Source organism: Blastomonas aquatica (assembly GCF_014639875.1).
In the GTDB taxonomy this organism is placed as follows: domain Bacteria; phylum Pseudomonadota; class Alphaproteobacteria; order Sphingomonadales; family Sphingomonadaceae; genus Blastomonas; species Blastomonas aquatica.
On record NZ_BMGD01000006.1, the window covers coordinates 28,540 to 54,521 of the forward strand.

Here is a 25,982-nt window from a genome sequence, read left to right on the forward strand (position 1 = left end):
TTGATCGTGTCCTGTCCGGCGGCGATGGCCGAAGATCCGGGCCGCCGCTGGACGCTGGAAGACATCGTGTCGGTGCCAAGGGTGATCTCGATGGCATTGTCATCCGATGGAACCGAACTGGCTTATATCGAGCGGACTGCGGACATTGCCGGGAACCGGACGCTGCTCGTGCTATATCGGCTGGATCTGGCTTCGGGCGTCAGGACAGAGATTGCGCGTGCCAATGCAGCCGATAAGCTCGAGGCAATTGCAGGAAAGCGGGCCTGGAATGTCCTGCTCGATCTGGGCGACGGACAGCAGCTGTACCAGATCGATTCCGGCGCATCGGCCCGACTTGTTCTTGCCAGCGAGGCAAAGGTCACTGTCGGACAGGCCGAGGGCAATCTGTTCACCGCATCGTTGCTCGCGCCGCATCGTGTCGGCGTGTTGGCCTATGACTGGTCTCCCGATCGGAATTGGTTGTGGTACGCAGCGCTCAGGCCGGGACCCGGCGATCCGCGTGTCCAGTTCGACAGCGAGGTAACGGCGCAGAAGTACCGGCGCCGAGCGCCTGTACCTGCTGTTGTCGAGCTGCGGCTGCGTGCGGCGTCAGGCGAAGACACTCTCATCGCGACCCGCCCCGTGAGCGATCGCCTCGCATTCTACTTTGCCGCCACCGTGCGATGGGGCCAAGACGGGCTGCGGTATTTCGTCGAGACCACATCGGGCACCAAGAGCGATGAGTCAGAAGCGTTCGATCTGAATTTTGCCTCGCTGGTCAGCACTTCGGCAGGCAAAATGCAGGGGCTTCCATCGGTCGACTATCTCAGGGGGCCGCGTGGCGGTCAGCTGGCCAGCGATGGAACGGGGCCATCGCTGGACCTTATCGAAACAGGTCCTGACGGCACGAAGCACCGCTATGGCAGATACGGTTTCTACGTCGGGGACCCCAGGTCCGCCGCGAGCTGGCGATCCGGGGACGGCAGACGCATGGTTCTTGGCGTGCGGACTACAAGCCATCCGCGTTATGGACTGGCGGTCGTCTCGAAAGCGGGCATACGCACCATCCTGAACGAAAAAAGCCTGAGCCGATGCGATTTTCGGGCTGATCTGTCATGGGGGATCTGTGTGGAGGAATCGCTCAGCCAGCCCCCCCGGTTTGTCAGGGTCGAGCCCGGAAGCGGCAAAATCACAAAGGTCCTGGCTCTATCAGCGCGGCATGAAGCGATAGCGCCGTTAAAAATCACAGCACACCAGTGGAAGAACCGTGCTGGTCACAATGCCACAGGCTTCATCGTCTGGCCTCGCAACTATGAAAAGGGCCATCGGTACCCCGCAATCCTCGTGACCCATGGCAGTGATGCTGATGAGCGATTTGCAGACCAGGATCTTCAATGGGATTATCCTGTCCAGGCCTGGGCCGAGCGGGGGTATTTCGTCGTTCTGATCAACGATCCGTCTCCCCGCCAGAACCCGGACCTGATGGCGGGCTATGCCCAGTGGCGCTCGGGCACGGGCCCCGTGTCGCCAGCTGAAGTTCAGGATAGTGCCTGGATTGATGTGGTGCACATGCTGGAAGATGTGGTGAGCCAGCTGGTCCATGACGGGCTGGTGGATGGCAGCCGGGTCGGAATTGCAGGCTACAGCCGGGGATCCCAGATCACGAATGTGGCCGTCACGCAGTCCGGTCTTTTCAGAGCCGCTTCGAGCGGGGATGGCAGTTTTCTTGAGCCTTCAGCCTGGTCCCAGGTGATGCGATCTTACACAGCCATCTTTGGCGGTCCCCCAGCCGGGCCTTTTCTCGAGAACTACCGTCGCCTGTCGCCCTCTCTGCGCGCTGACCATGCCTGTGCAGCTGTGCTCCAGCAGATGGCAACGCCCTTTGCCGGTGCGATTGATTTCCATATGAGCCTCAGGGCAGCGCGCGTTCCTTCGCAGATAAGCCTTTATCCAGGCGAAACGACCGCTACCGATGAAACGCACCTGTTTCACATTCCATCGAACCGTCTGGCTGCCATGCGCGAGAACCTTGCATGGTTTGATTTCTGGCTTCGCGACGTGGAGCAGACTGACGGCTCCTCTGGGGGACGTGCCGACCACTGGATCGGGATGGCGCGCGACCGAAGCGCCCCTTGCCCGGCACTTCCGGTCATTTCATCCGATGGTCTGCCCTGAGCCCGTCAGAGCTGGTCCACCACTGCGCCCAGGCCTCTGCAGCACATATTGCCAGGATCCGACGCGCGGATTGGGAACCTGCAGCTGTGGGAAGCTGCGCCTGGCTGAGGATCGAAAGGTCCAGCATTCCTGCCCGGGCGAGAAGACCGCCGCGCAGGAGATCTTCGGCTTTGCTGCGGTTTGCCAGATATATTTCCCTCATGAAGCCAGAGGGGCCTCCTTTGGAGGTTCGTCTGAGCAGCTCGTCCGGCACGATTCCCCCGAAAGCTGCGCGGGCGACTGCCCGGTTGACCCCGCCATGAACCCAATGCCACGTTGGAATGCGCAAGCAGAGTTCGACGACTGGCTGAGACATTAGCGGAGCAATGTGCGTCAGATACGCCTGGCGCGGATACAGCTCGATGCTGCGATGGGCCCGGAGGAGCTGCTTCACATGCCCGACCTTGCCCGGAAGTGCGTCCGGCGGCGGATTGAGCCAGGGATGGAGTGCCTGCTGGGGTGCCATCGCTTCGAAGAACGAAGGTGACAGACCGGACATATCACACAAAGTCCGGGGCGGGCCGCCCGCCTTTCGGTGAATATCCCAGGCCTGTCGGAGAATTGTCGTGCCGTCCGCTCCGGTCATGATGCCGATATCGCGCAGAGTGTTCATGATTCCGGAGCGTGAGCCCTGAGAAATGAACCGGTCGACGAACGGAGCGGCCGTGCGCAGGCTGCAGAACACGTTATCGCCACCATTACCGGAAAAATATGCATCAACCGGATGATCATCACGAAATGCGCAATGTGTGGCCTGCATTGCCTGCAGAAAATACGCGGCATTTGGCCAGGGGTGTGTGGGCGCCGCAGGCTGCTCAATATCGACCGATCCGATGTCGAAGTGCCGCTCGTGCAGCCGAAGGCCGAGCGCATGCGTCAGAGCAGACGCATAGCGACGCTCATCTCCACCCGCTCCGCTGCTGACGAGATTGACACAATGCAGTGCTGCGGCTCGTGGCTGGGCGCAGCAGGCGACTATGGAAGAGTCCAGCCCTCCGGAAACTCCGATCAGGATGGACTGGAAACAGGAGGCCCAGGATCCGACGCAGTCAGAAACGACCTTGCGAAGTCTGGCTGCGGCATGGTCGAAGGCTGGAGACGTTTCCGGGCAGGTCCAGTGCCATGGCGACCACCATGCGTTCACGGTATTTCCTGCCGGTGAACTGCTCAGGCACTCACCCGCCAGCAATTCGGAAACGCCGGACAGACAGGTGTTGCGGCCCATGGCATCCGGGCTGGCAAGAAGTCTGCCGATCTCTGTCAGATTGACGGCACCCGCCCCCCGGGTCACCAGATCCGCCACATCGCCCGCGAGCACTGCGCCGTCCGCCCGGGTGCGATAATAACATGGCAGCAGACCGGACGGGTCGCGTATCACCGAGACAGCACCATCCGGGTCAACAACGACCGCAACATAGGCACCCCAGTATTCCTGCAGGAGCATGCGTCCTTTGCTAGCCCCGATCCCGTGGGCTGTTTCAGTATCGAACTCCAGAACGCGCCGGCGAGGCGGTTTCCGGGAAAACAAATGTCCGATGATGCAGCCTGTGCTGCCAATCCTGATTACGGGTAAATGGCTCCACACGCGAACGGCAGGATCATTGAACGAAGGCTCTCCCATATCGCTGACAGGCAGGACCTGACAGAAAGCCGCCGGGTTGATGTCTATGATGAAACGCCCTGCCATCAGACCACCAGTATCGGCGTGTAGGGCTCGACCAGCTCGAGTGGGTCTGTCAGGATTGTGTCGCCGGACTGGACCCAGGCATGCGCTGAAAAGGGAAGCGCTACCCCAATCACGAGGTTCGCATGACATCCCTGGCTGGCAAGAACCTGCTTCATGGCGATGCTCCTGACGAGGCACTGGTCTTTTGCCGGAACGAAATGCCGGGCCTGCTGAAATGCGGCCGTCACACGAGAAACCTGGTGCTCCTGATCCTGCGCGACGGATTGCGCCACTGACCAGCCGGGTTTCAGAATCTCCGCAAATGGCCGGCGCCGGAGCATCCGCCGTGCGCTGATCTGTGCTGCAATCGCTCTGATGGTGAAAACGACATCGGCAGACAGCGGTGGTTGATTTCCAAGTCCGGATGTCGGAGCCGGGACTTTACGGCTGTGCATTGTCGGATCATCGCGACCCTCGGCTATGATGTTCCGTGCGATCAGCCAGTGAAAATCGGCGGCATCAGCACTTTGCTCAAGGAATCGCCGGAACCTCGCGTCCGCTCTGTCCTGCAGCAGAAAATATCGTTCGCGATCAGTGTCCAGAAATATCGAGGCTGCCCCGAAGAGGCAGTAGCGCAGGTGCGGAGACAGTCTGTAGTTCATCGCGATGGCTTAATGACCGGCAATGGCGTGCAGCCAGCAGGCTGCACGCCACCGGCTGCTCAGTCTTCGGAAGCCAGTCCGAAGACCAGGAACCGCTGATTGGTCTCGACGTCTTCGTCGCCGAGGATCGAGGCACCGCGGGTTTCTTCCTGGACAGCGCCGAGATCGATGACGTCGTCATTCTGGGTTTCAAACGAGTTCATGCTCAGTTCCTTTCCATCAGATGCGATCAGTATGATCGCAGGGAAAGGCTATGACTCACCAACAGACAGCGCTATTTAATAATCGGCTTATAATCCGGACCTCCTGAACAAAAAGGTAACCGGGTAATCGGAAACGCGCGTCGGAGCCCGCACTGGCATCTTTAGCTAAAAGCCTGGACATCCACACCAGGACCCGGTCACACGCTGATATTGAAGCAGCGCTATTTCATCCTGTACAAATACAATGCTAAGGCAATTATAATTGGAACCGAATGCGGCTCTATGCAGACCACTGGTGTCAGGGTATTTCAATGCACAACATCCATAGTGACATCGTGGCACAGCAGATCGTCGATGGCTCGTATTATGGCGTGTAATCATCCAACCAGTTGCCTTGTCGCGGATCAAGTGGCAATGGTTCATACCAAATTTGGATCGTTGTCATTCATGCTAATGTTCAGGTCGCTCAGCCCTACAGCCTGGTTCGATCGGATCTTCTGACCGCCATTTTAAGCCAGGGGCCGTGCGAACCGCTCTCGATGCCGAGCAACGAAATCAGGGCGTGGACGAAGACTTGGGTCGCGTGGCAGACGAATCTGCTGCCCGACTGGCGGGAACAACTGCAGGTATTCTGACGGAATCTTGTTATGTGAGACCAATAGCCGGAGATTGTCGTCAAAAGTGATAAGATGCCGGTCAAACAGCCAGTGCGCAGTTGCCGATAGTGCCACCCCATTCTGGACAATGTCTGGCCCGCCATCGGCAACCGACCAAATGTGTGCAGCCTGTGCCTCAGCCTTCCCGCCACCATTGACGATTTTGAGCCCCGTGACGGCGCAGGTGTTTTCATATGCGCCTAGGACGTGATGTCGAAAATTGGCATCACGGATCTTGCGATTGACGAGCATCTGCTCAACCCGCCGTTCGGCAAAGTGATCATCCAGCAGCATTCTGGTTTCAGCGTCGATCCGAAGAGAGTCGAGCTCGAGCCTGATCCGATTGGACGGATCAAGCGTTTCAGTCAGACCAGCATTGACGATTGCCACAAAATCGAAGCTGTCGAGTACCCGGACCGACTTGCCACGCATGGTGCGTCCTGCAGCACCTGGGCTCGCCATCTCCCTAAGAAAGCGCTCTGCAAAGCGGCCATCTTGGGCTCGGTAAGGAACAGGCTGATCGAATTCAAGATAGTCGAGAACCCTGGCGTAGTAGCGGCTTGAGTCACCAGGATCGCGATCGATGCGCTCGACAACGGCTGCAGCGATGTACGCCATCCTTCCGCCAGCTATGCGGCTTTCACGATAGACGATCCAGTCGCCAATCAAGTCCCTAGCAACCGGAAGGTAACGGCTAGGGAAATGGTAGCGCTCGGTAATCTCGTCATCGTACCGAGAGTTACCGCTGATTTCGAAAACCCCTTTCATAAACCTCGCCTGCAAGTGAGCCCAATGTAAGGAAAATGCCTGGATAATGAACTGCCGTCTAGGGACAACGGTTCAACCTGCCTTCTTTCGGACTTGAGGCCTTGACCCGACTAGATGCAATCGTACGGCGCGACTAAAGGGTAATCGATAACTTCTTTCTGCAGTGATATCGATGTTACAGATCAAGAGGCCGTGGCCTCCGCATTTAACCTAGGACGGCCATTGCCACCGTTTTGCGGCGACCACAGCTGCGATGTAAATGGTAGTATAGGACAAAGTACGCTGAGCAAATTATCGGATTTGCGGGCTTTTGCTGCACGGGGACCGAGGTGCCTCCTGCCGCAAATTCTGCGGTAACGCCGCAAGAAGCAAAATTGACGCGCGGCGGCACTTAGCAACTCTCGGTCCCAGTCAACAGCAGATCACATCAACATTATCTAAACTCCAATACGCCAGCCCTGCCCGCGCCAACCCCGGATTTCGTTCGAGCGTTCCGAGATTACAGATCTTAAGCCGCAAAGCCGTTTGCCCGAAAAAACCGCGAAGCATTACCTCGCAAGTCCCGTAACCCATCAGCCAACCGCCCTATTCCTAGCGCTAACCGTCGCAGGAATTTGAGCTGGCATATCAGCGCGCATCTCATCCAAATAGTCGCTCCACCACTGGTGCATCACGACCCGCTCATCCCAGTAGCGCCCGCGGTTGTATACGCCGCGAATGCTGTTGGCATCTGCGTGCGCCAGGGATCGTTCGATGGCATCCGGTGACCACTTGCCGCTCTCGTTGAGCAGGGTAGACGCGGTAGTGCGAAGTCCGTGCGCGGTCACTTCGCCAACGGCAAAACCCTCCGGCGGAAGCACTGATTGACTGTGTTCTCGCTCAATGGTCGCTTCCACGTATGGAATGCCGGGAAGACATAGCCATCTGGCCCGGTCAACTCGAACAGCTCATGCAGATATTTCAGCACCTGACGTGACAAGGGAACTTCGTGCGGTCGCCGCATCTTCATGCGCTCGGCAGGAATCTTCCAGACTGCGCTGTCGAGATCAAATTCGGACCATACCGCCATACGCAACTCACCCGGGCGGGTCATGACATGTGGCGACAGCTGCATTGCGAGCCGCGTAATCTTGTGACCACTGTAGCTGTCGATAGCGCGGAGCAGCTCCCCTAGCCGCCTCGGATCACTCTCGCCGCGCCCGGTTGCAACAGCATACCGAAAGACACGACCTGCAAAAGATCGAGAGCGTCGTGCAGTCTCATATTTGCCTTGCGCCTCGAACCATGCTGATCGTCAAGCTACTGAAAGGAAACAGCTTTCTCCTCATGCCGCCGCATAGGGCGTCAGGAAAGCACAAAGAAAAGGGGTGACTGGAAGGATGACTGTGATTGCGCGTTGGCAACTGGGTAGGTGTCGGCGTCTCCGGCCTCTTCGACATAAGGCAGGTCGTCCTTCCATTTGGCGGACATGTCGTGGTGCCAGAAATCATGGGGAGGGTTCACATGCGAATCGGCGCAGATGATCTTGTAATCGATCGGCGTGCTAATGTTGGGCGCATCTGCGGCGCGCGGTTCACGGGCGATATCAGCAATGTCGTTCATGGGTCCGCTCCTAGCCGCGGCGCGACATCGCGATAGAAAAAGGCTTCGGCCTGTTGCGCGCCCGAGGTCAGCCAGGTCGACAGTGTTGAATCGAACACCCCCTTGATGCAGATCTGCTCGGGCAGATCTCCGCGATCGCCCTCACAAGCGATGCGCATTCCGATTCAGTGAGAAAGTGCAGTCGATTGAACGGATCATTCGGTTAGTACAATCCTCGAGGTTCAGCACAAAAACCTAATTATCGCTCGACACAATAACCTAAAAATGGCACATCATAAAAACCTAAAACCCGCGCAACACGAAAACCTAATGGATGCGCATCTTCTAGGCGACCGTGATGGCTACTCCCCAACAAAAGCTCGCGGACGCGCTCGACATGCTCCGCACAATCCAGGACCGCAACCGCGTCGCCATTCGCAGTGACGATCTCAGCCGATCCCAGCGCGAGCTGCTCATGAAGCACGGCTTCCTGCAAGAAGTCATGAAGGGCTGGTATATTCCCGCACGGCCTGATGCAGGCGCTGGCGAAAGCACGGCGTGGTATACCTCATATTGGGGCTTCTGCAGCGCCTATCTGAACGAGCGCTTCGGCACAGAATGGTCCCTCTCTCCCGAACTCTCGATTGCCCTTCAAACGGGGAATCGCACGGTTCCAAAGCAGCTCCTCGTGCGTACGCCGAAAGGCGGCAACAAGCCGACGTCACTGCCCTTGGACACCTCCTTGTTCGACGTCCGGGCGGCAATACCGGCACCCGAAGATATCGAGGTGCAGGACGGATTGCGCCTTTTCTCGATCCCCGCTGCCCTCATCGCGAGTGCACCCGGCCTCTACGAAAACAATGCGATCGACATTCGCGCTGCGTTGGCAACAGTGCGAGACGCGTCCGAGCTGTTGGGACGGTTGCTCAAAGGAGGACACAGTGCGATCGCCGGTCGTCTGGCGGGTGCCTTTCGCAACATCGGGCGCGAGCGCATCGCCGACGACATTCTGAAAGCGATGCGCTCGGCAGGCTTTACCGTTCGCGAGCAGGATCCGTTTGGGACAAAGCTTGAGACCCTCCTTCCAGCGCGTGAACGCTCCCCCTATGCGGGCCGCATCCGCCTGATGTGGCAAGAGATGCGTGGAGCAGTCCTCGAGCGATTTCCACCGCCGCCAGGTCCGCCCGCCGACACAGAGGCCTATTTCAAGCGCGTGCAGGACAGCTACGTCACCGACGCCTATCATTCTCTCTCGATCGAGGGCTATCGCGTCAGCCCGGAACTGATCGAGCGCGTTCGCAGCGGCACGTGGAATCCGGAAGTCTACGAGCAGGACCGCGAATACAGGGACGGATTAGCTGCTCGCGGCTACTGGCTTGCCCATCAAGCTGTTCTCAACAGCCTGAATCGCGTCCTTGCCGGTGAAAACCCCGGCCTCGTCGCTGACGAGGAGCATGGCGACTGGTATCGCGAGATGTTCACGCCAAGTGTCACTGCCGGACTGATTGGCGCGAGCGATCTTGCCGGATACCGCAACGGTCAGGTCTATCTGCGCGGCTCGATGCATGTACCGCTCAACTGCGATGCTGTCCGCGACGCAATGCCAGTGTTCTTCGAATTGCTGAGCGAAGAACCCGAGCCTGCCGTTCGCGTCGTCCTGGGTCATTTCATTTTCGTCTACATCCATCCCTATATGGACGGGAATGGAAGGACTGGCCGCTTCCTGATGAATGTCATGCTCGCGGCTGGCGGTTATCCGTGGACGGTCGTGCCCGTCGAGCAGCGCGTCGGCTATATGGCTGCGCTGGAGGAAGCCAGCGGCCGGCATGACATTCGCCCCTTCACCGAGTTCCTGGCGCGATTACTGGACCGCGAAATGAGGGGGGAGACAGTCGCTCGGCTCCCAGATGAGATTGCCGGGCCTCTTTGACGCCAACCGGGAGTTTCGGTGGCTCGAACAGCGTCGCGATCTATCGCACCCGCGCGAGCTAACCTGCGGCCGCCTCCGACCGGCTTTGAAAAATATGCCATAAGTACACCATGAGCGTATCCCGATCGGAAAAATCGAGGCCGCTACTCGACACGTGGGACCTGCACAGCGTCGCGACCACCGCCTATCTCGAGACTAAGGAAACAACGCCTCGGGATCTTCAGAATTACACCTCATCGCGCTGGCTGATGTCGCTCGGCCGTGGCGCCTTCAGAACTCCCAATGGAGACGGTGACCCGGCAAGGTGCGCTGTACATCGTACTCGAACGGTACCTGCAGCACAGCCTCATATCGCTGCCAACCTGACGCCGCAGCCGACGGACACAGGAACGATCCTGGCGCTTCTCGCAGAATCACCTTTCCTACATGAGAACATTTGTGGAACATTGGCGGCTGTGAAGGAGTTTGCAATGATCATCATCGATGGATCGTTTCTACTGGGTATCGCGGCTGTGCTTTCAAGCTTGGGCACTTTCTGGCGCGTCGTCCGCAATCACTCCACCCCGACCTGCCAGCGGTGCGGTGAGTGTCCGAAATCATGCTGCAAATGAAAAAGCTGTTCAGAGGGTCGAGGGAGGATTCCGGGAGAATTCGAGAGGCAAGAGGACGATATGGAGCGATATATAGTGCTAAGAGACTATGGCCCCTCCGGGGCCTGATCGCCGGCTGGCCACATACCGCGTCCATAGAGATTGCGAGGATTGACGGGCCGCCGGGGCTCCGGAAATCCGAACATCCGACGTTGCACCGCCCAATCCAGCGGAATATGTGCCGAAGCCAACGTCGAACGGTCCAGTTTTTCGGGCTGAGTGCCGTCGGCAATGGCCGCCAGCATATCGGGTGCCAGGTAGTTCAGGCGGACAAGACGCGAAAAATACCCCGGAGAACGACCAAAGCCTTTTGCCAAGCCATTGAGATCGAGTTCGCGGTTCCGTTCCATGAATTGCAGCGCTGCGCGCGCGTTGCGCAGCAAGAGGACAAGTTGCTTGTTGGGCTTGCGCCTTCTGGAAGGCTCACACGGCAGCACCGTGAACACAGGCCACCGTTCAGCAGCAATGACGCTCACCGGGACCTTGATGGCATGGCGCGCCTTGCTTGTCGGCCAGTCTGCGGGGCGACCGACAAATGCTCCCTGCCCTTCCCATTCCAGAAAACGCACGAGCTCGATCAGACGAAAATGGAGGGTGACAGCATCTGGTGAAACCTCGACGCTTTCCAGCAAAGCCGAAAACAGCGAGGGCATCTGCTCGCCTGGCAAGCCGGAAAGCCGCTGAGAGGCCCGCCTGCCGGTCTGGACCAGTTGCTGGAGTTCGCTACCGAACAGCCCATGCGCCACAAGCGCAGAACGAAGCTCGGCGCGATCCGCCAGAAACGAATGAACGCTTGCCAGAACCACCGCGTCAAGCCGGTCAGCCCGTGTTCTGTAGGCACGGCGATACTCGGCCTGCGACCATTGGGCGTTGCTCGAAACATAGAAGTGGTAGGGCGTGCCGTTCAGCCAGTTGGCATCGATCAGCATATGGCGGCCGAGGTCATCCCACAACAGGCCTGCGAGAAAATGGTTCGTGCCCGAGGGACCTGGCCCCTTGCGTCTGCGCTTCTCGACGAGCACGCAGGCTGCGTCCCATGTGCCGCGATCAATGATCGGCGCATGGCGGCCCGGCCAGGTCCGTTCATGGCCCCTGATTTCACCGACATAGATCGGATTTCGCAGGATGTTGTAGACTGTGCCCGGGCTCAAGGGCCTTCCACCTCTGAAAGAGCCGTTCCGCATGCTTTTGATCGAACTGCAAAATCCGGCTTCCCGGACCGCGCTCATGGCGGCAGTGAATGTGCCTTGGCGCAGAAACGCCTCGTAGATGAACAGTACGATTGCCGCTTCCGCCTCGACAACCGCCAGCTCTCCATTGCGGTACTCGTACCCGAAAGGCGCAAGTCCCCCATGAATGCGCCCATGCCGCTTGCGGGTACGGATGCTGTCTCGCACCCGCTCGGCGATGAGTTCGCGCTCGAACTGGGAAAAGGTCAGCAAGACGTTGAGGATCATCCGTCCCATGCTGTCAGACGTATCGAACGCCTGTGAAACGGATACCAGACCTACCCCGTGCCGGTCGAAGATCTCGATCAACCGGACAAAGTCCGCAAGGCTCCGCGTCAGTCTGTCGATCTTGTAGACGACAACCGTATCTATCTCGCCCGCCTCGATGTCGTGCATGAGCGCGGCGAGAGCGGGCCGGTCGATTCCGCTCCCTGAATGCCCGCCATCGTCATAGCGCTTCGGCAACACCATCCAGCCTCGATATCGCTGGCTCGAGATATAGGCAGAACATATCTCGTGCTGCGTTGTCAGCGAATTGACCTCCTGTTCAAGGCGGCTGCTCGTGCTTTTGCGTGTGTAGATGCCGCAGCGCCGTGGCGCGACGATAACGGGCTCCGACATTGCGATGCTCCTTTGCATAAGCCGCTACAGTGAGTGCCTTCGCGCCACTTGAGCAGACTGGTGTGGACACAAGAGCTGCACCTGCAGCCTGACGGGCTTGGACACTCGTCACATTCGTTGTGCGTCGTGGGCCTTGGCAAGAGACTGCGGTGAAATGGTCGCTCACACCATCGGAGGGATTTATGCAGCGCCGACTTGATGAAGCTAAACGGCGGAACGAGGCAGGTCAGGGGCGCGCTCGGGCTTTTGCCGTGCGCTCAACCGGTACGCGCTCTCGCAACTCGTCAAGATAGTCACTCCACCACTGGTGCATTGCGACCCGCTCATCCCAATAACGCCCGCGGTTATACACGCCGCGAATGCTGTTGGCATCCGCGTGCGCCAGGGATCGCTCGATGGCATCCGGTGACCACCTGCCGCTCTCGTTGAGCAGGGTGGACGCAGTAGTGCGAAGCCCGTGCGCGGTCACTTCGCCAACGGCATAGCCCATCCGGCGGAAGCACTGATTGACTGTGTTCTCGCTCAATGGTCGCTTCCAAGTATGGAATGCCGGAAAGACATAGCCATCGGGGCCAGTGAGCTCGAAAAGCTCACGAAAATACGCAACAACCTGACGCGAAAGGGGGACTTCATGAGGACGGCGCATCTTCATGCGCTCGGCGGGGATCTTCCAGACTGCATTTTCGAGATCGATTTCTGGCCATACCGCCATGCGCAGTTCACCGGGACGGGTCATGACATGTGGCGACAGCTGCATTGCGAGCCGCGTGATCCTGTGACCGGTGTAGCTATCGATCGAGCGAAGCAACTCCCCCAGTTGCCCGGGCTCAAGGATCGCGGCGTGATGCTTTGTTTTGGGAACGATCAGCGCACCGCGCAGGATTGAGCTCGGGTCGCTTTCGCCACGACCTGTCGCAACAGCGTACCGAAAAACACGACCGGCAAATGATCGGCAGCGCCGAGCAGTTTCATGCTTGCCCTGGGCCTCGACGCGCTTCAGCGCCGCTAACAAGTCGACAGGCTTGATGTCCGTTACCGGAAACGTCCAGATCGGCTTGAGCTGTTCAAGCAGCCAGTTGGCTTTTTGCGTTGTTGCGTCCGACTGGCCTTCAGCGACCCTTTTGTCGATATATTCTCTGGCAATCTCGCCGAAACTGTTCGCAGCGCTAAACGCTGCCACCAGCTTTTCGCGCCTCCGCTCTTGAAGCGGATCTGAACCGGCTTCCAGTTTGTTTCGTGCGTCGTCGCGGCGCTGGCGAGCCTCAGCGAGCCCCACGTCAGGGTAGCGGCCAAGTGCCAACCGCTTCTGCTTGCCCATGTAGCGGTATTTGTAGCGCCATAGTTTCGACCCGTTCGGATGGACCTCCAGATACAAACCGCGCTCGTCCGTAATCTGGGTAACCTTGGCGGCCGGACGGGCGTGCCGGATTTGAAGCTCTTTCAATGCCACGTGCGAATCTCCTCAACAGGTCCGGCTACGGACTAGCGAGGGCATTTCGGGGTCATGGGGCCATCAACATTTTGCCTGGGGCCATATTGCCCAAACAATGGCACCTCATGGCACCGGATTGCCTGATATCGCCTGGCACGTTCCGGGATCGGTGAGGCTTAAAAATGGCAGATTTCCGCCGGTTTGTCGATCCTGGTGGGATGCCCTGACACGGAAAAATGGTGCCCAGAAGAGGACTCGAACCTCCACGCCCTTGCGAGCGCCAGCACCTGAAGCTGGTGCGTCTACCAATTCCGCCATCTGGGCACGGGGTAGGAGGGGGCCACTAGCCGCTGTATTTGTGCCCGTCAACTGCCTGCGAACCGATCAATCAAAAGAATTTGCGCACGGCCCCGGTCGCGGGCTGATACATTAGCACAATTGCGCCGTTGCCTCTGGCGATCGGCTGATGCAAAGGCATCGGCGGACGCTTGTTCGTGGACGCCCGATGCGGGCGGAGCGGCGGACAGGTAAGCAAAATTACGGGACAGACACATGCGCGACACGTTGATCACGATCTTTGGCGGCGGCGGGTTTCTTGGCCGCCACATCACCCAGCAGCTCACCGCTGCGGGCGCGCGTGTCAGGATCGCGCAACGCAACATCCGCATCGCGCAGGATGTCAAACCGCTGGGCAATCTGGGCCAGACCCAGCTGATCGCGGCCGACATCCGCAAGCCCGAGACGGTGGCACGCGCGGTGCATGGCGCCGATGCCGTGATCAACCTTGTCGGCATCCTCAAAGGCGATTTCGACGCGTTCCACCACATCGGTGCGGCCAATGTCGCCAAGGCGGCTGCGGATGCAGGATGCGCGGCGCTGGTGCATGTCTCGGCCATCGGTGCGGATCCGCAATCGGCCAGCGGCTACGGCCGCAGCAAGGCCGCAGGCGAAGTTGCGGTCCAGGCGGCGTTCCCCAGTGCAACCATCCTGCGCCCCTCGATCGTCTTTGGCCGCGAGGACCAGTTCGTGAACCGCTTTGCCGGGCTGATCGCATCGCTGCCGGTCGTTCCGATCATCGGCGGCAAGGCGAAGTTCCAGCCGGTGCATGTCGATGATGTCGCGCAGGCGGTCGTGCTCAGCCTGGCCGATCCCGCACGCTTTGGTGGGCAGACGTTCGAGCTGGGCGGCCCCGAGGCAGTCAGCATGGCCGAGCTCAACAAACGGATCGCCAAGGAAATCGGCGCCGATCGCAGCTTCATCGCGATGCCCGATTCGCTTTCCGGGCTGATGGCGGGCCTCACCGGCTGGCTTCCCGGCGCGCCGATCACCCGCGACCAATGGGCGATGCTGCAGACCGACAATGTCGTGGCACCCGGGGCGCAGGGCCTCGAAGCCTTCGGGATCACCCCCAAGCCGATGGCGGCGGTCATCGGCGACTATCTGGTGCGCTTCCGCAAGCAGGGCCGGTTCGGGGTGCGAACCAAGACCAAGGGCGATTGACCGCGCCTAGGCGAGTTGCTCTGCATGCCACAATGACAACGAGGCGCTGAGCTGCTTTTCCGCCTGTGCCCGCGCGGTATTGCGGTCCAGGCCCAGTGCACCTGCCAGTTGCGCGCCCATCAGCGCATCCCCCAGCGCCATGGTGCAAAGCACCAGCGTGTCCTCGTGCAGCGTGCGGCCCTCGGGGCCATGCTCGGCGAGCTCATCGACCAGTTGGTGAATCGCCTCGACGATCGGGTCGAGTGCATCCTCGTTGCCCGACAACAGCATCCAGCAGGCGAGTGCCCCTGCCCCTTCACGATCGAACGCATCGAACGCCAGATCGACGATCTCGCGGGTCGCCCCCTCGCCGCTGCGCAGCTTGACCACCGCCGCGCCGATCGTGTGGCAGATCGATTGCGCCAGATATTCGGCCAACGCCTTCTGCAACCCCGATGCCGATCCGAAATGGTGGAGCAGATTGGCATGCGTGCGCCCGATTCGCCCGGACACGGCCTTGAGCGTAACCGCCTGCGGCCCGGTTTCAATCAGCAGATCGCGCGCGGCCCCCAGAGCGGCGGAGCGACTTTCCTCGGGGCTCAGCCGTCTTTTCGCTATTGACATCTATGTAAGTAACCTTATCGTCAGCAATGTAAGTAACACTCCAGCATTATGGACCCCGCCATGAACGCTCCGCAATCCTTTTCAGCGCCCGACGCAGCTACCCTGGCTCCGCTCGATCGCCAGCATACGCCTGCCGATCTGGAACTCGTGGTCCGTGACCGCCGCTTTGGTCGCGACAGCAAGATGCGGCGCTGGTGGATGGGTGGCGATCCGATCGGCACTGCGTTCTACAACGCGCTATCGGTCACTTTCCCCAAGGGCGAGGCGTTCTTCATCGAAAGCGTCAAGGCGTTCCGCGAGGGCACCCCCGAGCGGCTGGCAACCGAGATCCGCGCGTTCGTGAAGCAGGAAATCAACCACACCCGCGAGCATGTCGCCTTCAACCGCCGGGTGGTGGAAGCAGGCTATGATGTCCGCTCGCTGGAAGACCATGTCGATCAGGCGCTGGCACTGACCAAGGACAAGCCCAAGATCGCCAACCTTGCCTCGACCATAGCGTTGGAACATTTCACCGCAATCCTGGCGCAGCAGCTGCTTGCTAACCCCAGGCATCTGGAAACCGCCGATGCGCAATCGCGCGATCTGTGGCGCTGGCACGCGATGGAAGAGATCGAGCACAAGGGCGTAGCGTTCGACACCTGGCTGCACGCAACCAAGGACTGGAGCCGCTGGCAGCGCTGGAAGGTCAAGTCGCTGGTGATGCTGATCGTCACCAAGAACTTCACCGTGCACCGCGCGCGCGGCATGGCCGAGCTGCTGCGGCAGGATGGCCTGACAGGACCCAAGGTCTGGGCGCAATTGTTCTGGTACGCGTTCGGCAACCCCGGAATGGCGCGCAAGATCATCCTGCCCTGGATCAGCTATTTCCTGCCCGGCTTCCATCCGTGGAAGCACGACGACCGCTATCTGATCCAGCTCGCCGAAAGCGATTACCGCGATGCGGTGATGGACAGGGGCGATGCACCGGCGCTGGTTCCGGCGGAGTAAGCTCCCGGTCCGCTGCCCCGTTCTCCGGCGAAAGCCGGAGCCCAGGGGCGAGGTTGCACAATCCGACTCCTGGACTCCGGCTTTCGCCGGAGAACGGCAAGGCCAAAAAGCCCCTACACCATCGGTTTCCTCGCCCGCAGCGCCTGCGCCAGCGTACCCTCATCGAGATAATCGAGCTCGCCCCCCATCGGTAGCCCCTGCGCCAGCTGGGTGAGCCGCACCGGATAGCCTTCGAGCCGCTCGGCGAGGTAATGCGCGGTGGTCTGGCCCTCGAGCGTCGCATTCATCGCCAGCACGACCTCGTCAATCCCGCCGGCCGCCACCCGCGCGACCAATGAGGCGACACCCAGGTCTTCCGGGCCGATGCCATCGAGCGCGGACAAGCGCCCCCCCAGCACATGATAGCGCCCGACGAACAGGCGGGAGCGATCGAGCGCCCACAGATCGGACACCTCCTCGACCACGCACAGGCTGCGCGGGTCGCGGCGCGGATCGGTGCAGATGCCGCACGGGCTCTGCGTATCGACATTGCCGCACAGATCGCAGGTCGAAAGGTTGGCGCGGACCCGCTCCATCGCATCGACCAGAGGCGTGAACGCGGTTTCGCGCTTCTTGAGCAGATACAGCACCGCCCGGCGCGCGGATCGCGGCCCCAGCCCGGGTAGCCGGGCGAGCGCGGTTGCCAGATCCTCAATCTCTTGCGATGCCATGGCCTGAGCTTTAGGGAGCAGGATCACTGCCTGCAAAAGAAAAGTCACCCTTCGCCATGCGCCTCGCCTTTATGGGAACCCCCGATTTTGCCGTGCCGACGCTGCAAGCCCTGGTCGATGCGGGACACGAGATCGCTGCGGTCTACAGCCAGCCCCCACGTCCGGCCAATCGCGGCAAGAAGCTGACCCCCTCCCCGGTGCAGCTGCTGGCCGAGCAGCTGGGATTGGAGGTGCGCACCCCTGTTTCGCTCAAGGGCGACGAAGAAAAGGCCGCCTTTGCCGCGCTCGGTCTCGATGCCTGCGTGGTGGCGGCGTACGGCCTGATCCTGCCGCGCGCGGTGCTCGATGCGCCCCGTCATGGCTGTCTCAACGTGCACGGATCGTTGCTGCCGCGCTGGCGCGGGGCGGCGCCGGTGCAGCGCGCGATCCTAGCGGGTGATGGACAAACGGGCGTCACGATCATGCAGATGGAGGCCGGGCTCGATACCGGGCCGATGCTGCTCAAGGGCGAGACCCCGGTGGCGGGCAAGACAGCGGGCGAACTGACGCACGAAATCGCCGAACTGGGTGCGCGACTGATGGTGCAGGTCCTCGCCGACCTTGCCGCCTATCCGCCGGTGGTACAGCCCGAAGACGGCGTGACCTATGCGGCCAAGATCGACAAGGCCGAGGCGCGGCTGGATTTTGCGCGCAGCGCGGTCGAGGTCGAACGGCAGGTACGCGCGTTCAACCCGATGCCGGGCGCGTTCTTCGAGCTGCAGGACGAGCGGTTGCGGGTGCACGCGGCAGAAGTGGTCGAAGGCGCAGCGACGCCCGGCACGGTCCTTAATGACCGCCTTACCATCGCGTGCGCCAACGGTGCGATCCGTCCGGTGATCATCCAGCGCGCGGGCCGTCCGGCGATGGCGCTCGACGACTTTCTGCGCGGCTTCTCCGTGACCCCGGGCACGCCGATCGCATGACCCGCTTCGCGTTGACGCTGGAGTTTGATGGCGCGCCTTATATGGGGCTGCAACGGCAGCCGCACGGCCCCAGCATCCAGCAGCATGTCGAGGAGGCCGTACACGCGATCACTGGCGAGCAGGTGACGCTCCACGCTGCCGGACGTACCGATGCAGGCGTCCACGCGCTGGCGATGCGCGCGCATGTCGATATCGAAAAAGCCATCGACCCGTTCCGGCTGATGGAGGCGCTCAACGCCAAATTGCGTCCCGAACCGATCGCGGTGCTGGGCTGCGCTATCGTCCCCGATGACTGGCACGCGCGCTTTTCGTGCCTGGGGCGATCGTACATCTATCGCATCACCAACCGGCGCGCGCCGCTGACGCTCGAGCGCGGCAAGGCGTGGCAGGTGTCAGCGCCGCTCGATGCCGCAGCGATGCATCATGCTGCGCAGCATCTGGTTGGGCATCACGACTTCACCACGTTCCGGTCGGTGCACTGCCAGGCGGCCAGCGCGGTCAAGACGCTCGACCGGCTCGATGTGGTGCGTGATGGCGACGGCATCGATATCCACGCCGCCGCGCGCTCGTTCCTGCACCATCAGGTGCGCTCGATGGTCGGCTGCCTGGTGCTGGTCGGGCGAGGCAAATGGTCGGGCGAGGACTTGAAGGCGGCGCTGGAAGCGAAGGATCGCGAGGCACTGGGGTTCAATGCGCCGCCCGATGGGCTGTATTTTGCAGGCGCGGTGTATCCGTAAAGCCCTCCCCCTTGATGGGGGAGGGTTGGGTGGGGGTGATCTCTCCGGATTGCGACACTGCGCCGTTGTACCAAGCCGCACCGTCACCCTCACCGCTGCGACTAGGTGGCAAAGCCACCAAGTCTCGCTGCCTCTCCCATCAAGGGAGAGGCGTTAGAGGTGCGGGAAAGGAGAGGCTCGATCACCCTCTTAAAACACCCGATCCAGCGCCTTGTCGAGCATCCACAATTGCCACAGCAGCCGCGCATTGTCGCTGCGGCCCGAAATGTGCGCCTCGGCGATCTCGCTCAGCCTGGCGGTGTTGAACCAGCCAATGCGCGCCAGCGCCGAGCCTGTCGCGATGCTGCGCGCCTGCTCTGCGAGCGGCCCGCGGAACCACTGCGCGATCGGGCTGACGAAACCCATCTTGGGGCGATACAGGATGTCGTCGGGCAAGGTGCCGCGCATCGCGCGCTTCATCAGCCACTTGCCGTGCCCGCCGCGCACCCGCATCGCATCGGGGAGCGTCGCGGCGAACTCGATCAGCCGGTAGTCGAGCAGAGGCTCGCGCGCCTCGAGGCTGACCGCCATGCTGGTGCGATCGACCTTGGTCAGGATGTCACCGGGCAGCCACAATTTCATGTCGGCATATTGCGCAGCATCAAGGCCCGTGCGCGCAGGGGCGGTCTCCATCAGCGCGATCATGTAATCTTCGCCCCGGTAGCCGCCAAGCGCCTTGAGCTGACTGTCCGAATACAGCGACTGCCGCAGCGCGTGTCCCGTGACACCGACCGCATCGGTATAACCCTCTGCGCCTGAGCGCGCGAGCGAGAGCAATGTCGATTTGGCACGCAACGGGCGCGGTGCCCAATCGGCTTTGGGATACAGCGAACCCAAAGCCCCGAACACCGGACCGCGCAGCCCCTGAGGCAACAGGTTGCGCACCCGCTCCTCGCCGTGGTGGAAGACATGGCGGCGATACCCGGCGAACGCCTCGTCGGCGCCATCCCCCGACAGCGCCACGGTGACGCTTTCGCGCGCAAGCTGGCAGACGCGGAAGGTCGGCAGCATCGAGGCATCGGCAAAGGGCTCGTCGAACTGCGCCGCGACAGAATCGATGATCGCGATATCGTCGGGCGACACCGTCCGGCTGCGGTGATCGGTGGCGAAGCGTTCGGCGATCCGCCGCGCATAATCGCTCTCGTCGAGCTCGGCGACGTCGAAGCCGATGCTGCAGGTCTTGACCGCCTGGGTGCTGCGTTCGGCCATCAGCGCGACCACGGTGGATGAGTCCACCCCGCCCGAGAGGAAAGCGCCCAACGGCACGTCGGCGACCATGCGTGATGCCACCGCCTGACGCATATGGTGCATCAGTTCGGCCTCGAGATCGGCGGCCGAACCGCGCGCACGCTTGGAAAAATCGACGTCCCAATATTGCTCGGGCGAAGGGATCGGCTTGCCCCGTTCGAGCATCAGATAATGCCCCGCAGGAAGCTTGTGCACGCCTGCGACAAAGCAGCGGTGATCGGGCACGTAGCCGAACGCCAGATAGTCATCGACGGCCTGCGCGTCGGGCGCGCGGCGCAAGGCAGGATGCGCGAGCAGGCCCTTCAATTCGGATGCGAAGATCACGCTGCCATCGGGAAGTGCCGCGTAATGCAGCGGCTTTACTCCCAGACGATCGCGCGCGATGAACAGCCTTTGGGTCCGCTGGTCGTGGATCGCGAAGGCGAACATGCCGTTCAATCGGTCCAGACAGCCCACGCCCCATTGCCGCCACGCCGCAAGGATCACCTCGGTATCCCCCGAGGTACGGAAGCGGTGGCCCAGCGCGGAAAGCTCGGCGCGGACTTCCTTGAAGTTATAGATCTCGCCGTTGAACGTCAGGACATCGGCTTCGTCCTCGCTCAGCATCGGCTGCGCGCTGCCTGCCAGGTCGATGATCGAGAGCCGCAGGTGTCCAAGGCCAATGCCCGGCGCGGTCCAGCAGCCGTTGCCATCGGGCCCGCGATGCAGCATCGCATCGGTCATCAGCCGGATCCGCGCAGGATCGACCGGCTTTGCGGTCTCAATATGGAAGATGCCCGCAATTCCGCACATGGCCGGTCAGCGCCCCGCCAGGACGGCATCGGCGAGCTTGCGCGGGCCACCGGCGTCGGCGATCAGCGCATCGAGCGTACCGCGCGCCGATCCGTCGCCGCTACGCTCTGCCGAAACGATCAGGATCATCGCGCTCTGCGGGCGGCGCAGCAGCCGCGCCTTGAGCGATTCAAGGCGGATCGCCAGATTGCTGCCGGTCTGCACATCGCCGGTGCGGTAGTAGGTCGCAACGTCGCGGACGACCCGGCCAGTGCCGGTGATGATGTCAAACCTGCCATCAGCGAGCGGCGGCCCCTGCTCCACCCACGACCAATCGCCATCGGGATCGAGCGCGCCCTGGCCATAGCCGGTGATCTCGCGGCCCTCCGACTGGCCATCGTACAGCGCCGCGAACACATCGACCCGCCGGCCATCGCGGACATAGGTCGCGATCACGGTGCGGTTGCTGCCATCGGCGCGCGGGGTCCAGGCGACAGATGGCGCATAGGCCTGGCGCTGCCATCCGGAGATATCGGGAAGCGTATCGCTCACCGGTATCGCGGCAGGCGCGGGCAATCCGGCGAGCGACCAGGCCAGCGGCGCGGCGATCAGCAGTGCGGCGCCGGCAAGAACGGGGCGAACCGGCGGCGCGGCAAGACGGGATTTCAACGCCAGCTGCTCGGCAAGCGCAGGTTCGATGAACGGATCGCTCACCTGCCGGTCGAAGAACCGCCAGCCGATCGCCATCACCAGCAGCAGCACCAGCGCAAAGAACACCCAGCCGTAGAAGATGTGATCGAACCCGGCAGCAAAATCGAGCCCGTGATGGTGCGCGATATAGATCGTGCCGAACGCGCGCACGCCGTTTGCCAGCACCGGGACGACGATCGCCAGCGCAACAATGCCGATCCGACGCGGCCAGCTCTTGAAGCAGACATTGGCGACCAGCACGCCATACGCGAACATCGCGATCAGGAACTTTACCCCGGAGCATGCCTCGGCGACCCGGAACAAGGCTGTCGGGGTCGAGATGAACACACCCTCGATGTGCGCCGGGATTCCGGTCATCCCCAGCAGCGCCATCGAGATGTCGGCGGTGATCACCTGCAGCCGGGGCACCAGCTCTTCGCCCACTGGGACCAGAAAGAACGCATAAGCCAGAGGGAATAGCAGCGCGCGGGCGACCTGCGGCCCGAGCAGCGCCAGCGTGCTGCCCTGCAGGAACATCACCAGCGCCAGGTGCCGCGCCAGCGCAACACCCGCAGCTTCGCCGAGCACCCAGCCTGTCGCAGCCGCCGCCATCACCACGAGCCCCGGCCACCAGGCCGAAGGGACGATCCGCTTGAGCTCGTCCTGACGCTGCAGCACCAGCCAGCCCAGGATGAACGGGATCAGCAGGATGTGGTTGAAGGTGGAGCTGTCCCACCAGATCATCACCATGTCCGCCGCATCGCGCACGAACACCAGCACGATCACCGCCCAGGCGATTCCTAGCCGAATCAGTGCAGACCGCCATGCGGCGCTTAACGGTTGCGGGGTGACGGGAACCGCATCGGCGGCAACGCTGGCCATATCAGGCGGCGCTTTGCAAGGCGTGGACAGGGGTATCCAGCCACTGAATCAGCGGGGCGAGCAGTGCATCCCATTGATAGCATTGAAGCATGTGATCGCGACCTGCCTGCCCCATGCTTGCCGCGCGCGTAGGATCGGCGACCAGCGCGTTGATCGCAGCGGCCATCGCGGCGTCATCGGCGGGCACCACGAAATGGCGATCAGGCTCGGCGATGATCCCTTCTGCAGCGGCAGCCGATGCCACCACCGGGCGCGCCAGAGCCATCGCCTCAAGCACCTTGTTCTGGATACCGCGCGCGATCCGCAAGGGCGCGACCACGACATCGGCAGACGCGATCCAGGGGCGGATGTCATCGACCGCGCCGGCCACTTCCACGCCGGGCAGGCTGGCGAGCGAGCGCACCGCTGCGACCGGGCTGCGCCCGACGATATGGAAGCAGGCATCCGGATGAACCGCCCGCACGGCGGGAAGCACAGCCTTTGAAAAATGGACGACCGCATCGATGTTGGGCGCATAATCCATCTGCCCGGTGAACACGAGATGCGGTCCGGGGCGATCGGCATAAGGCGCGGCTGAAACGTCGGCAGGGTCGTAGGACACCGTATCGACACCGTTGCTGATGCCTTCGACCCGTACCGCAGGATCGTCCAGCGTATCTCGAAACAATTTGGCCTCTGCCGGGCTGACAAACAGCGACAGGTCGGCGCGGCGTGCCACCTGCTGCTCATGCGCGCCCAGCAGGCGCGCCTCACGGGCATGGACCAGCTTCATCGGACCCTGCGTGGCCCCCGCATAGGCGGCAAACTTGGCCGAATCCATGTCGACGAAGTCCATCACCACCCGGCACGCGAAGCTCGGCGGGATGAACTGCGCCATCTGGCTGGAGTAGATGAAGATCGTATCGATGGGCCGCGTCGCCAGCAGACGGGTGACAAAATGGCTGATACTCGGGCTCTCGAACGCCACCAGCGACACCGGCTTGCCCACCGCCAAGGCCGTCAGCCCGGCGCGCACATTCGAAATCGTCCGGCGGACAAGGATATGGCTGGTCGCGGCCCAGGCCAGTTCGACCTCTGCGGCCAAGTCGGCGTCGGTCTCGCCGAAGGTCGCGACATGTACCGGCCCACGTGCAGCCAGCGCGCGCAGCATGGCATGCGACCGGATCTTGTCGCCCCGGTCGGGCGGAAACGGAATGCGGTGCGCAAGGAAGAGCGTCTCGCCCATCAGCCCAGACCGTTCGCGATCAGCGGCCCCAGGCGGTTGGCGATCGGCAATGGCAGACGCTGCCACAAGGCAATCTGCAGCCGGTATTTGGGGCTGAGCGGATTGACGTCGCGTGGTGGCTGGCCATCGGCGTTGCGGATCGCATAGCTCAATGGAGCGGGCTCGAAGCCCCAGTTCTTCTTGAACGAAAACGCGCCGCTGCCGACCTTCGACCGCCCGAAATCGAACCGCACACAGCCGCGCCGCCGTGCATGGTTCATCAACGCATAATACATGACATCGTTGGCGCGGAGGCCACGCGCCGCCCACACACCGCCGCCCCAGAACGGCATCACGGTGCCGCGATGATAGAGGTTGAGCACGCTGGCGACCGGGACATCGCCGTGCAGCACGGTCAGGATATCGGCATCGTCGCCCAGCCCATCGAGCACCGCCTCGAACAAGGCGCGCGGAAACACCGGGGTGCCCAGATTGCGCACGCTGGTCGCATAGACCGCATAATGCTGCTGCCGGTCGAGCGCGCTGGTTCCGGTGCGCACGACGAGACCGTTGGCTAGACCCTTGCGCACCTCGGCGCGCTGCTTGCGCGGCACCCATTCGAGCTGCTTCTGATCGGCATCGGGGCTCTCGGGCACCAAGTCGGCGATGAAGCCTGCATGCGCGTTCGACTTGATCGTCCAGCACGGATTCTCGGGCAGCCAGCCACCGCGCAGCTCGAGCGTCGGCGCGCTGTAGCGTTCGGCCAGTTGCCAGCCGGCCTGGCTAAGCGCCTGCGCACTGGCACCATCGCTGGCGATGATCCCGCCATCGACCGCGAAACCGGCCGACACCATCGCGCGGCCGAACAGCGGCGAGTGCACCGCGTGCAGCGGAAGGTAACCGGTCAGGTCGCCTGTTGTGTCCTCTGCGACCAGCGCGAGGAAATCATGCCCGGTCGCGCGGGCCACCGCCTCCCCCCAGGCGATGCGGTGGAACGCGGTGGCGTCTTCGCGGCCATCCATCCACGCCGACAGCCGGGCGATGTCCTGCGGGTCGGCAAGGTTCACCAGACGCACTTTGGGGGCAGTCAGCGCGGGAGGTGCAAAGTGCAGCATCACAGCCGTCCCGCCGCCAGCGGAAGCGCGATCTCGTCGATCCGGCACCAGTTGAAGTCGCGGGTCAATTGTTCGAGCTTGCCCGCCATTGCGCCCAGCTGGGTGTAATGGCGGATGTTCGACTTGAGCGGCGCACCGGCAACGCGGGGCTGATCGGGATCAACCTCCCACGGGTGGAAATAGAAGATCGCCGGCTGGCCATCGGTCGCATTGACCCGGCGCAGCGCCCATTTTGACAGCGCATAAGGCAGGATGCGGAAAAACCCGCCGCCACCCGCGCCGAAGCGGCGCTGGCCCAGCTCGACCGTGGTGACCGGCAGTTCGATAAGGTCCGATCCTGCGACTGGGTGAAACGCAAAGCGCGGTGCCTCGCGCCAGCCATAATGGTCGTGCGCGATTGGCGCGACGCTCGACGAATAGGCATAGCCCTGTTCGGCCAAAATGGGATGCGCCCAGGGCGTGCGCCGATCGATCGAGAAGCTGGGCGCGCGATAGCCCCGGATCGCGACTCCACCTGCGTCCTCGAGCGCCTTGCGCGCGCGATCGATATCGGCGCGGAAGGCATCGGGGGTCATCGTGAAGACGCGGGTGTGGTCCCAGCCATGGCTGGCGATCTCGTGCCCTTCGGCGATAATGCGGCGGATCAATGCAGGGTAGCGCTCTGCCACCCAGCCCAACGTGAAGAACGTCGCCTTGACCCCGCAGCGGGCGAACAGATCAAGCACTGCGCCGGTGTTGTGTTCCACCCGGCTGGCGATGCTCTCCCAATCGCCTTTGGCAATCGTGTTCTCGAACGCACCGACCTGGAAATACTCTTCGACATCCACGGAAAGCCCGTTGACGATGGCGCGCGCATCGGTGCGATCTGGTCCCAGCGATGCTTCGCGCACGGTGTTCAGCTCCAGGCAAACGGCCGTAACGGCCCGAAAATGATGCTAGGCGA

21 protein-coding genes, 1 tRNA gene and 1 pseudogene are annotated in these 25,982 nt (G+C 61.9%); 6 read left to right on the forward strand and 17 right to left on the reverse strand.

The window, feature by feature from the left end; genetic code table 11:
• Nucleotides 1–24: 24 nt before the first annotated feature.
• Nucleotides 25–2,154, forward strand: a complete 2,130-nt coding sequence (locus IEW00_RS15145) for a prolyl oligopeptidase family serine peptidase (protein WP_188515268.1) — start codon at nt 25–27, stop codon at nt 2,152–2,154.
• Here the strand turns inward: IEW00_RS15145 and IEW00_RS15150 are convergent.
• From IEW00_RS15150 to IEW00_RS15180, 7 genes and pseudogenes are all read right to left on the reverse strand, one after another.
• Nucleotides 2,129–3,880 carry an asparagine synthase-related protein gene (locus IEW00_RS15150; protein ID WP_188515269.1) on the reverse strand — a complete coding sequence of 584 codons (1,752 nt, stop codon included), beginning with the start codon at nt 3,878–3,880 and terminating at the stop codon, nt 2,129–2,131. The two genes, IEW00_RS15145 and IEW00_RS15150, sit on opposite strands and share 26 nt — an antisense overlap.
• Entirely contained in the window at nt 3,880–4,521 is a 642-nt protein-coding gene (locus tag IEW00_RS15155) for a lasso peptide biosynthesis B2 protein (RefSeq protein WP_188515270.1), read from the reverse strand. Before IEW00_RS15155 ends, IEW00_RS15150 begins: the two co-directional genes overlap by 1 nt.
• A 59-nt stretch (nt 4,522–4,580) precedes the next feature.
• Nucleotides 4,581–4,724: a benenodin family lasso peptide gene (locus IEW00_RS15160; protein WP_188515271.1), complete on the reverse strand. Its 144-nt coding sequence runs from the start codon at nt 4,722–4,724 to the stop codon at nt 4,581–4,583.
• A gap of 509 nt (nt 4,725–5,233) precedes the next feature.
• Complete coding sequence (locus IEW00_RS15165) at nt 5,234–6,148, reverse strand: HNH endonuclease (RefSeq protein WP_188515272.1); 915 nt, start codon at nt 6,146–6,148, stop codon at nt 5,234–5,236.
• 572 nt (nt 6,149–6,720) lie between these two features.
• Nucleotides 6,721–7,427 (reverse strand): annotated as a pseudogene (locus IEW00_RS15170) (tyrosine-type recombinase/integrase); the annotation flags it as partial.
• Nucleotides 7,428–7,492: 65 nt separating this feature from the next.
• A complete protein-coding gene (locus IEW00_RS15175; protein ID WP_188515273.1) occupies nt 7,493–7,750 on the reverse strand; it encodes a hypothetical protein in 258 nt (85 codons plus the stop codon).
• On the reverse strand, nt 7,747–7,908 hold the full coding sequence (locus tag IEW00_RS15180) for a hypothetical protein (RefSeq protein WP_188515274.1): 162 nt from the start codon (nt 7,906–7,908) through the stop codon (nt 7,747–7,749). The genes IEW00_RS15175 and IEW00_RS15180 overlap by 4 nt, the downstream gene beginning before the upstream one ends.
• Before the next feature lie 179 nt (nt 7,909–8,087).
• On the opposite strand from IEW00_RS15180, the gene IEW00_RS15185 reads away from it, so the two are divergent.
• Nucleotides 8,088–9,659, forward strand: coding sequence for a Fic family protein (locus IEW00_RS15185; RefSeq protein ID WP_188515275.1), 1,572 nt, complete (start codon nt 8,088–8,090; stop codon nt 9,657–9,659).
• Nucleotides 9,660–10,356: 697 nt separating this feature from the next.
• Here the strand turns inward: IEW00_RS15185 and IEW00_RS15190 are convergent.
• From IEW00_RS15190 to IEW00_RS15200, 3 genes are all read right to left on the reverse strand, one after another.
• Nucleotides 10,357–12,177 (reverse strand): recombinase family protein, encoded by a 1,821-nt coding sequence (locus IEW00_RS15190; RefSeq protein ID WP_188515276.1) that lies wholly within the window; start codon nt 12,175–12,177, stop codon nt 10,357–10,359.
• A gap of 208 nt (nt 12,178–12,385) precedes the next feature.
• Complete coding sequence (locus IEW00_RS15195) at nt 12,386–13,609, reverse strand: tyrosine-type recombinase/integrase (protein ID WP_188515277.1); 1,224 nt, start codon at nt 13,607–13,609, stop codon at nt 12,386–12,388.
• A 219-nt stretch (nt 13,610–13,828) separates the two neighbouring features.
• Nucleotides 13,829–13,915, reverse strand: a tRNA-Leu gene (locus IEW00_RS15200).
• A gap of 228 nt (nt 13,916–14,143) precedes the next feature.
• Here IEW00_RS15200 and IEW00_RS15205 point away from each other — a divergent pair.
• Complete coding sequence (locus IEW00_RS15205; RefSeq protein ID WP_188515278.1) at nt 14,144–15,091, forward strand: complex I NDUFA9 subunit family protein; 948 nt, start codon at nt 14,144–14,146, stop codon at nt 15,089–15,091.
• Nucleotides 15,092–15,097: 6 nt separating this feature from the next.
• Here the strand turns inward: IEW00_RS15205 and IEW00_RS15210 are convergent, their stop codons facing one another.
• The gene (locus IEW00_RS15210) at nt 15,098–15,694 is read right to left on the reverse strand and encodes a TetR/AcrR family transcriptional regulator (RefSeq protein WP_188515279.1); all 597 of its coding nucleotides are present in this window, start codon (nt 15,692–15,694) and stop codon (nt 15,098–15,100) included.
• A gap of 60 nt (nt 15,695–15,754) precedes the next feature.
• On the opposite strand from IEW00_RS15210, the gene IEW00_RS15215 reads away from it, so the two are divergent.
• Nucleotides 15,755–16,681, forward strand: coding sequence for a metal-dependent hydrolase (locus IEW00_RS15215; RefSeq protein WP_188515280.1), 927 nt, complete (start codon nt 15,755–15,757; stop codon nt 16,679–16,681).
• 113 nt (nt 16,682–16,794) lie between these two features.
• Here the strand turns inward: IEW00_RS15215 and recR are convergent, their stop codons facing one another.
• The gene (gene recR, locus IEW00_RS15220) at nt 16,795–17,391 is read right to left on the reverse strand and encodes a recombination mediator RecR (RefSeq protein ID WP_188515281.1); all 597 of its coding nucleotides are present in this window, start codon (nt 17,389–17,391) and stop codon (nt 16,795–16,797) included.
• A 56-nt stretch (nt 17,392–17,447) separates the two neighbouring features.
• Here recR and fmt point away from each other — a divergent pair, with 56 nt between their 5' ends.
• Nucleotides 17,448–18,353: a methionyl-tRNA formyltransferase gene (gene fmt, locus IEW00_RS15225; protein ID WP_188515282.1), complete on the forward strand. Its 906-nt coding sequence runs from the start codon at nt 17,448–17,450 to the stop codon at nt 18,351–18,353.
• Nucleotides 18,350–19,090 (forward strand): tRNA pseudouridine(38-40) synthase TruA, encoded by a 741-nt coding sequence (gene truA / locus IEW00_RS15230; RefSeq protein ID WP_188515283.1) that lies wholly within the window; start codon nt 18,350–18,352, stop codon nt 19,088–19,090. The genes fmt and truA overlap by 4 nt, the downstream gene beginning before the upstream one ends.
• Nucleotides 19,091–19,279: 189 nt before the next feature.
• Here truA and IEW00_RS15235 read toward each other — a convergent pair whose 3' ends face one another.
• From IEW00_RS15235 to IEW00_RS15255, 5 genes are read right to left on the reverse strand one after another with little or no spacing between them, the layout of a single operon-like run.
• Nucleotides 19,280–21,169 carry an XrtA/PEP-CTERM system amidotransferase gene (locus IEW00_RS15235; RefSeq protein ID WP_188515284.1) on the reverse strand — a complete coding sequence of 630 codons (1,890 nt, stop codon included), beginning with the start codon at nt 21,167–21,169 and terminating at the stop codon, nt 19,280–19,282.
• Between the two features lie 6 nt (nt 21,170–21,175).
• On the reverse strand, nt 21,176–22,720 hold the full coding sequence (gene xrtA, locus IEW00_RS15240) for an exosortase A (protein WP_188515285.1): 1,545 nt from the start codon (nt 22,718–22,720) through the stop codon (nt 21,176–21,178).
• A 1-nt stretch (nt 22,721) separates the two neighbouring features.
• Complete coding sequence (locus IEW00_RS15245) at nt 22,722–23,945, reverse strand: TIGR03087 family PEP-CTERM/XrtA system glycosyltransferase (protein WP_188515286.1); 1,224 nt, start codon at nt 23,943–23,945, stop codon at nt 22,722–22,724.
• Nucleotides 23,945–25,039: a FemAB family XrtA/PEP-CTERM system-associated protein gene (locus IEW00_RS15250; RefSeq protein ID WP_188515287.1), complete on the reverse strand. Its 1,095-nt coding sequence runs from the start codon at nt 25,037–25,039 to the stop codon at nt 23,945–23,947. Before IEW00_RS15250 ends, IEW00_RS15245 begins: the two co-directional genes overlap by 1 nt.
• Nucleotides 25,039–25,929, reverse strand: coding sequence for an XrtA system polysaccharide deacetylase (locus tag IEW00_RS15255; RefSeq protein ID WP_188515288.1), 891 nt, complete (start codon nt 25,927–25,929; stop codon nt 25,039–25,041). The genes IEW00_RS15250 and IEW00_RS15255 overlap by 1 nt, the downstream gene beginning before the upstream one ends.
• Nucleotides 25,930–25,982 lie beyond the last annotated feature (53 nt).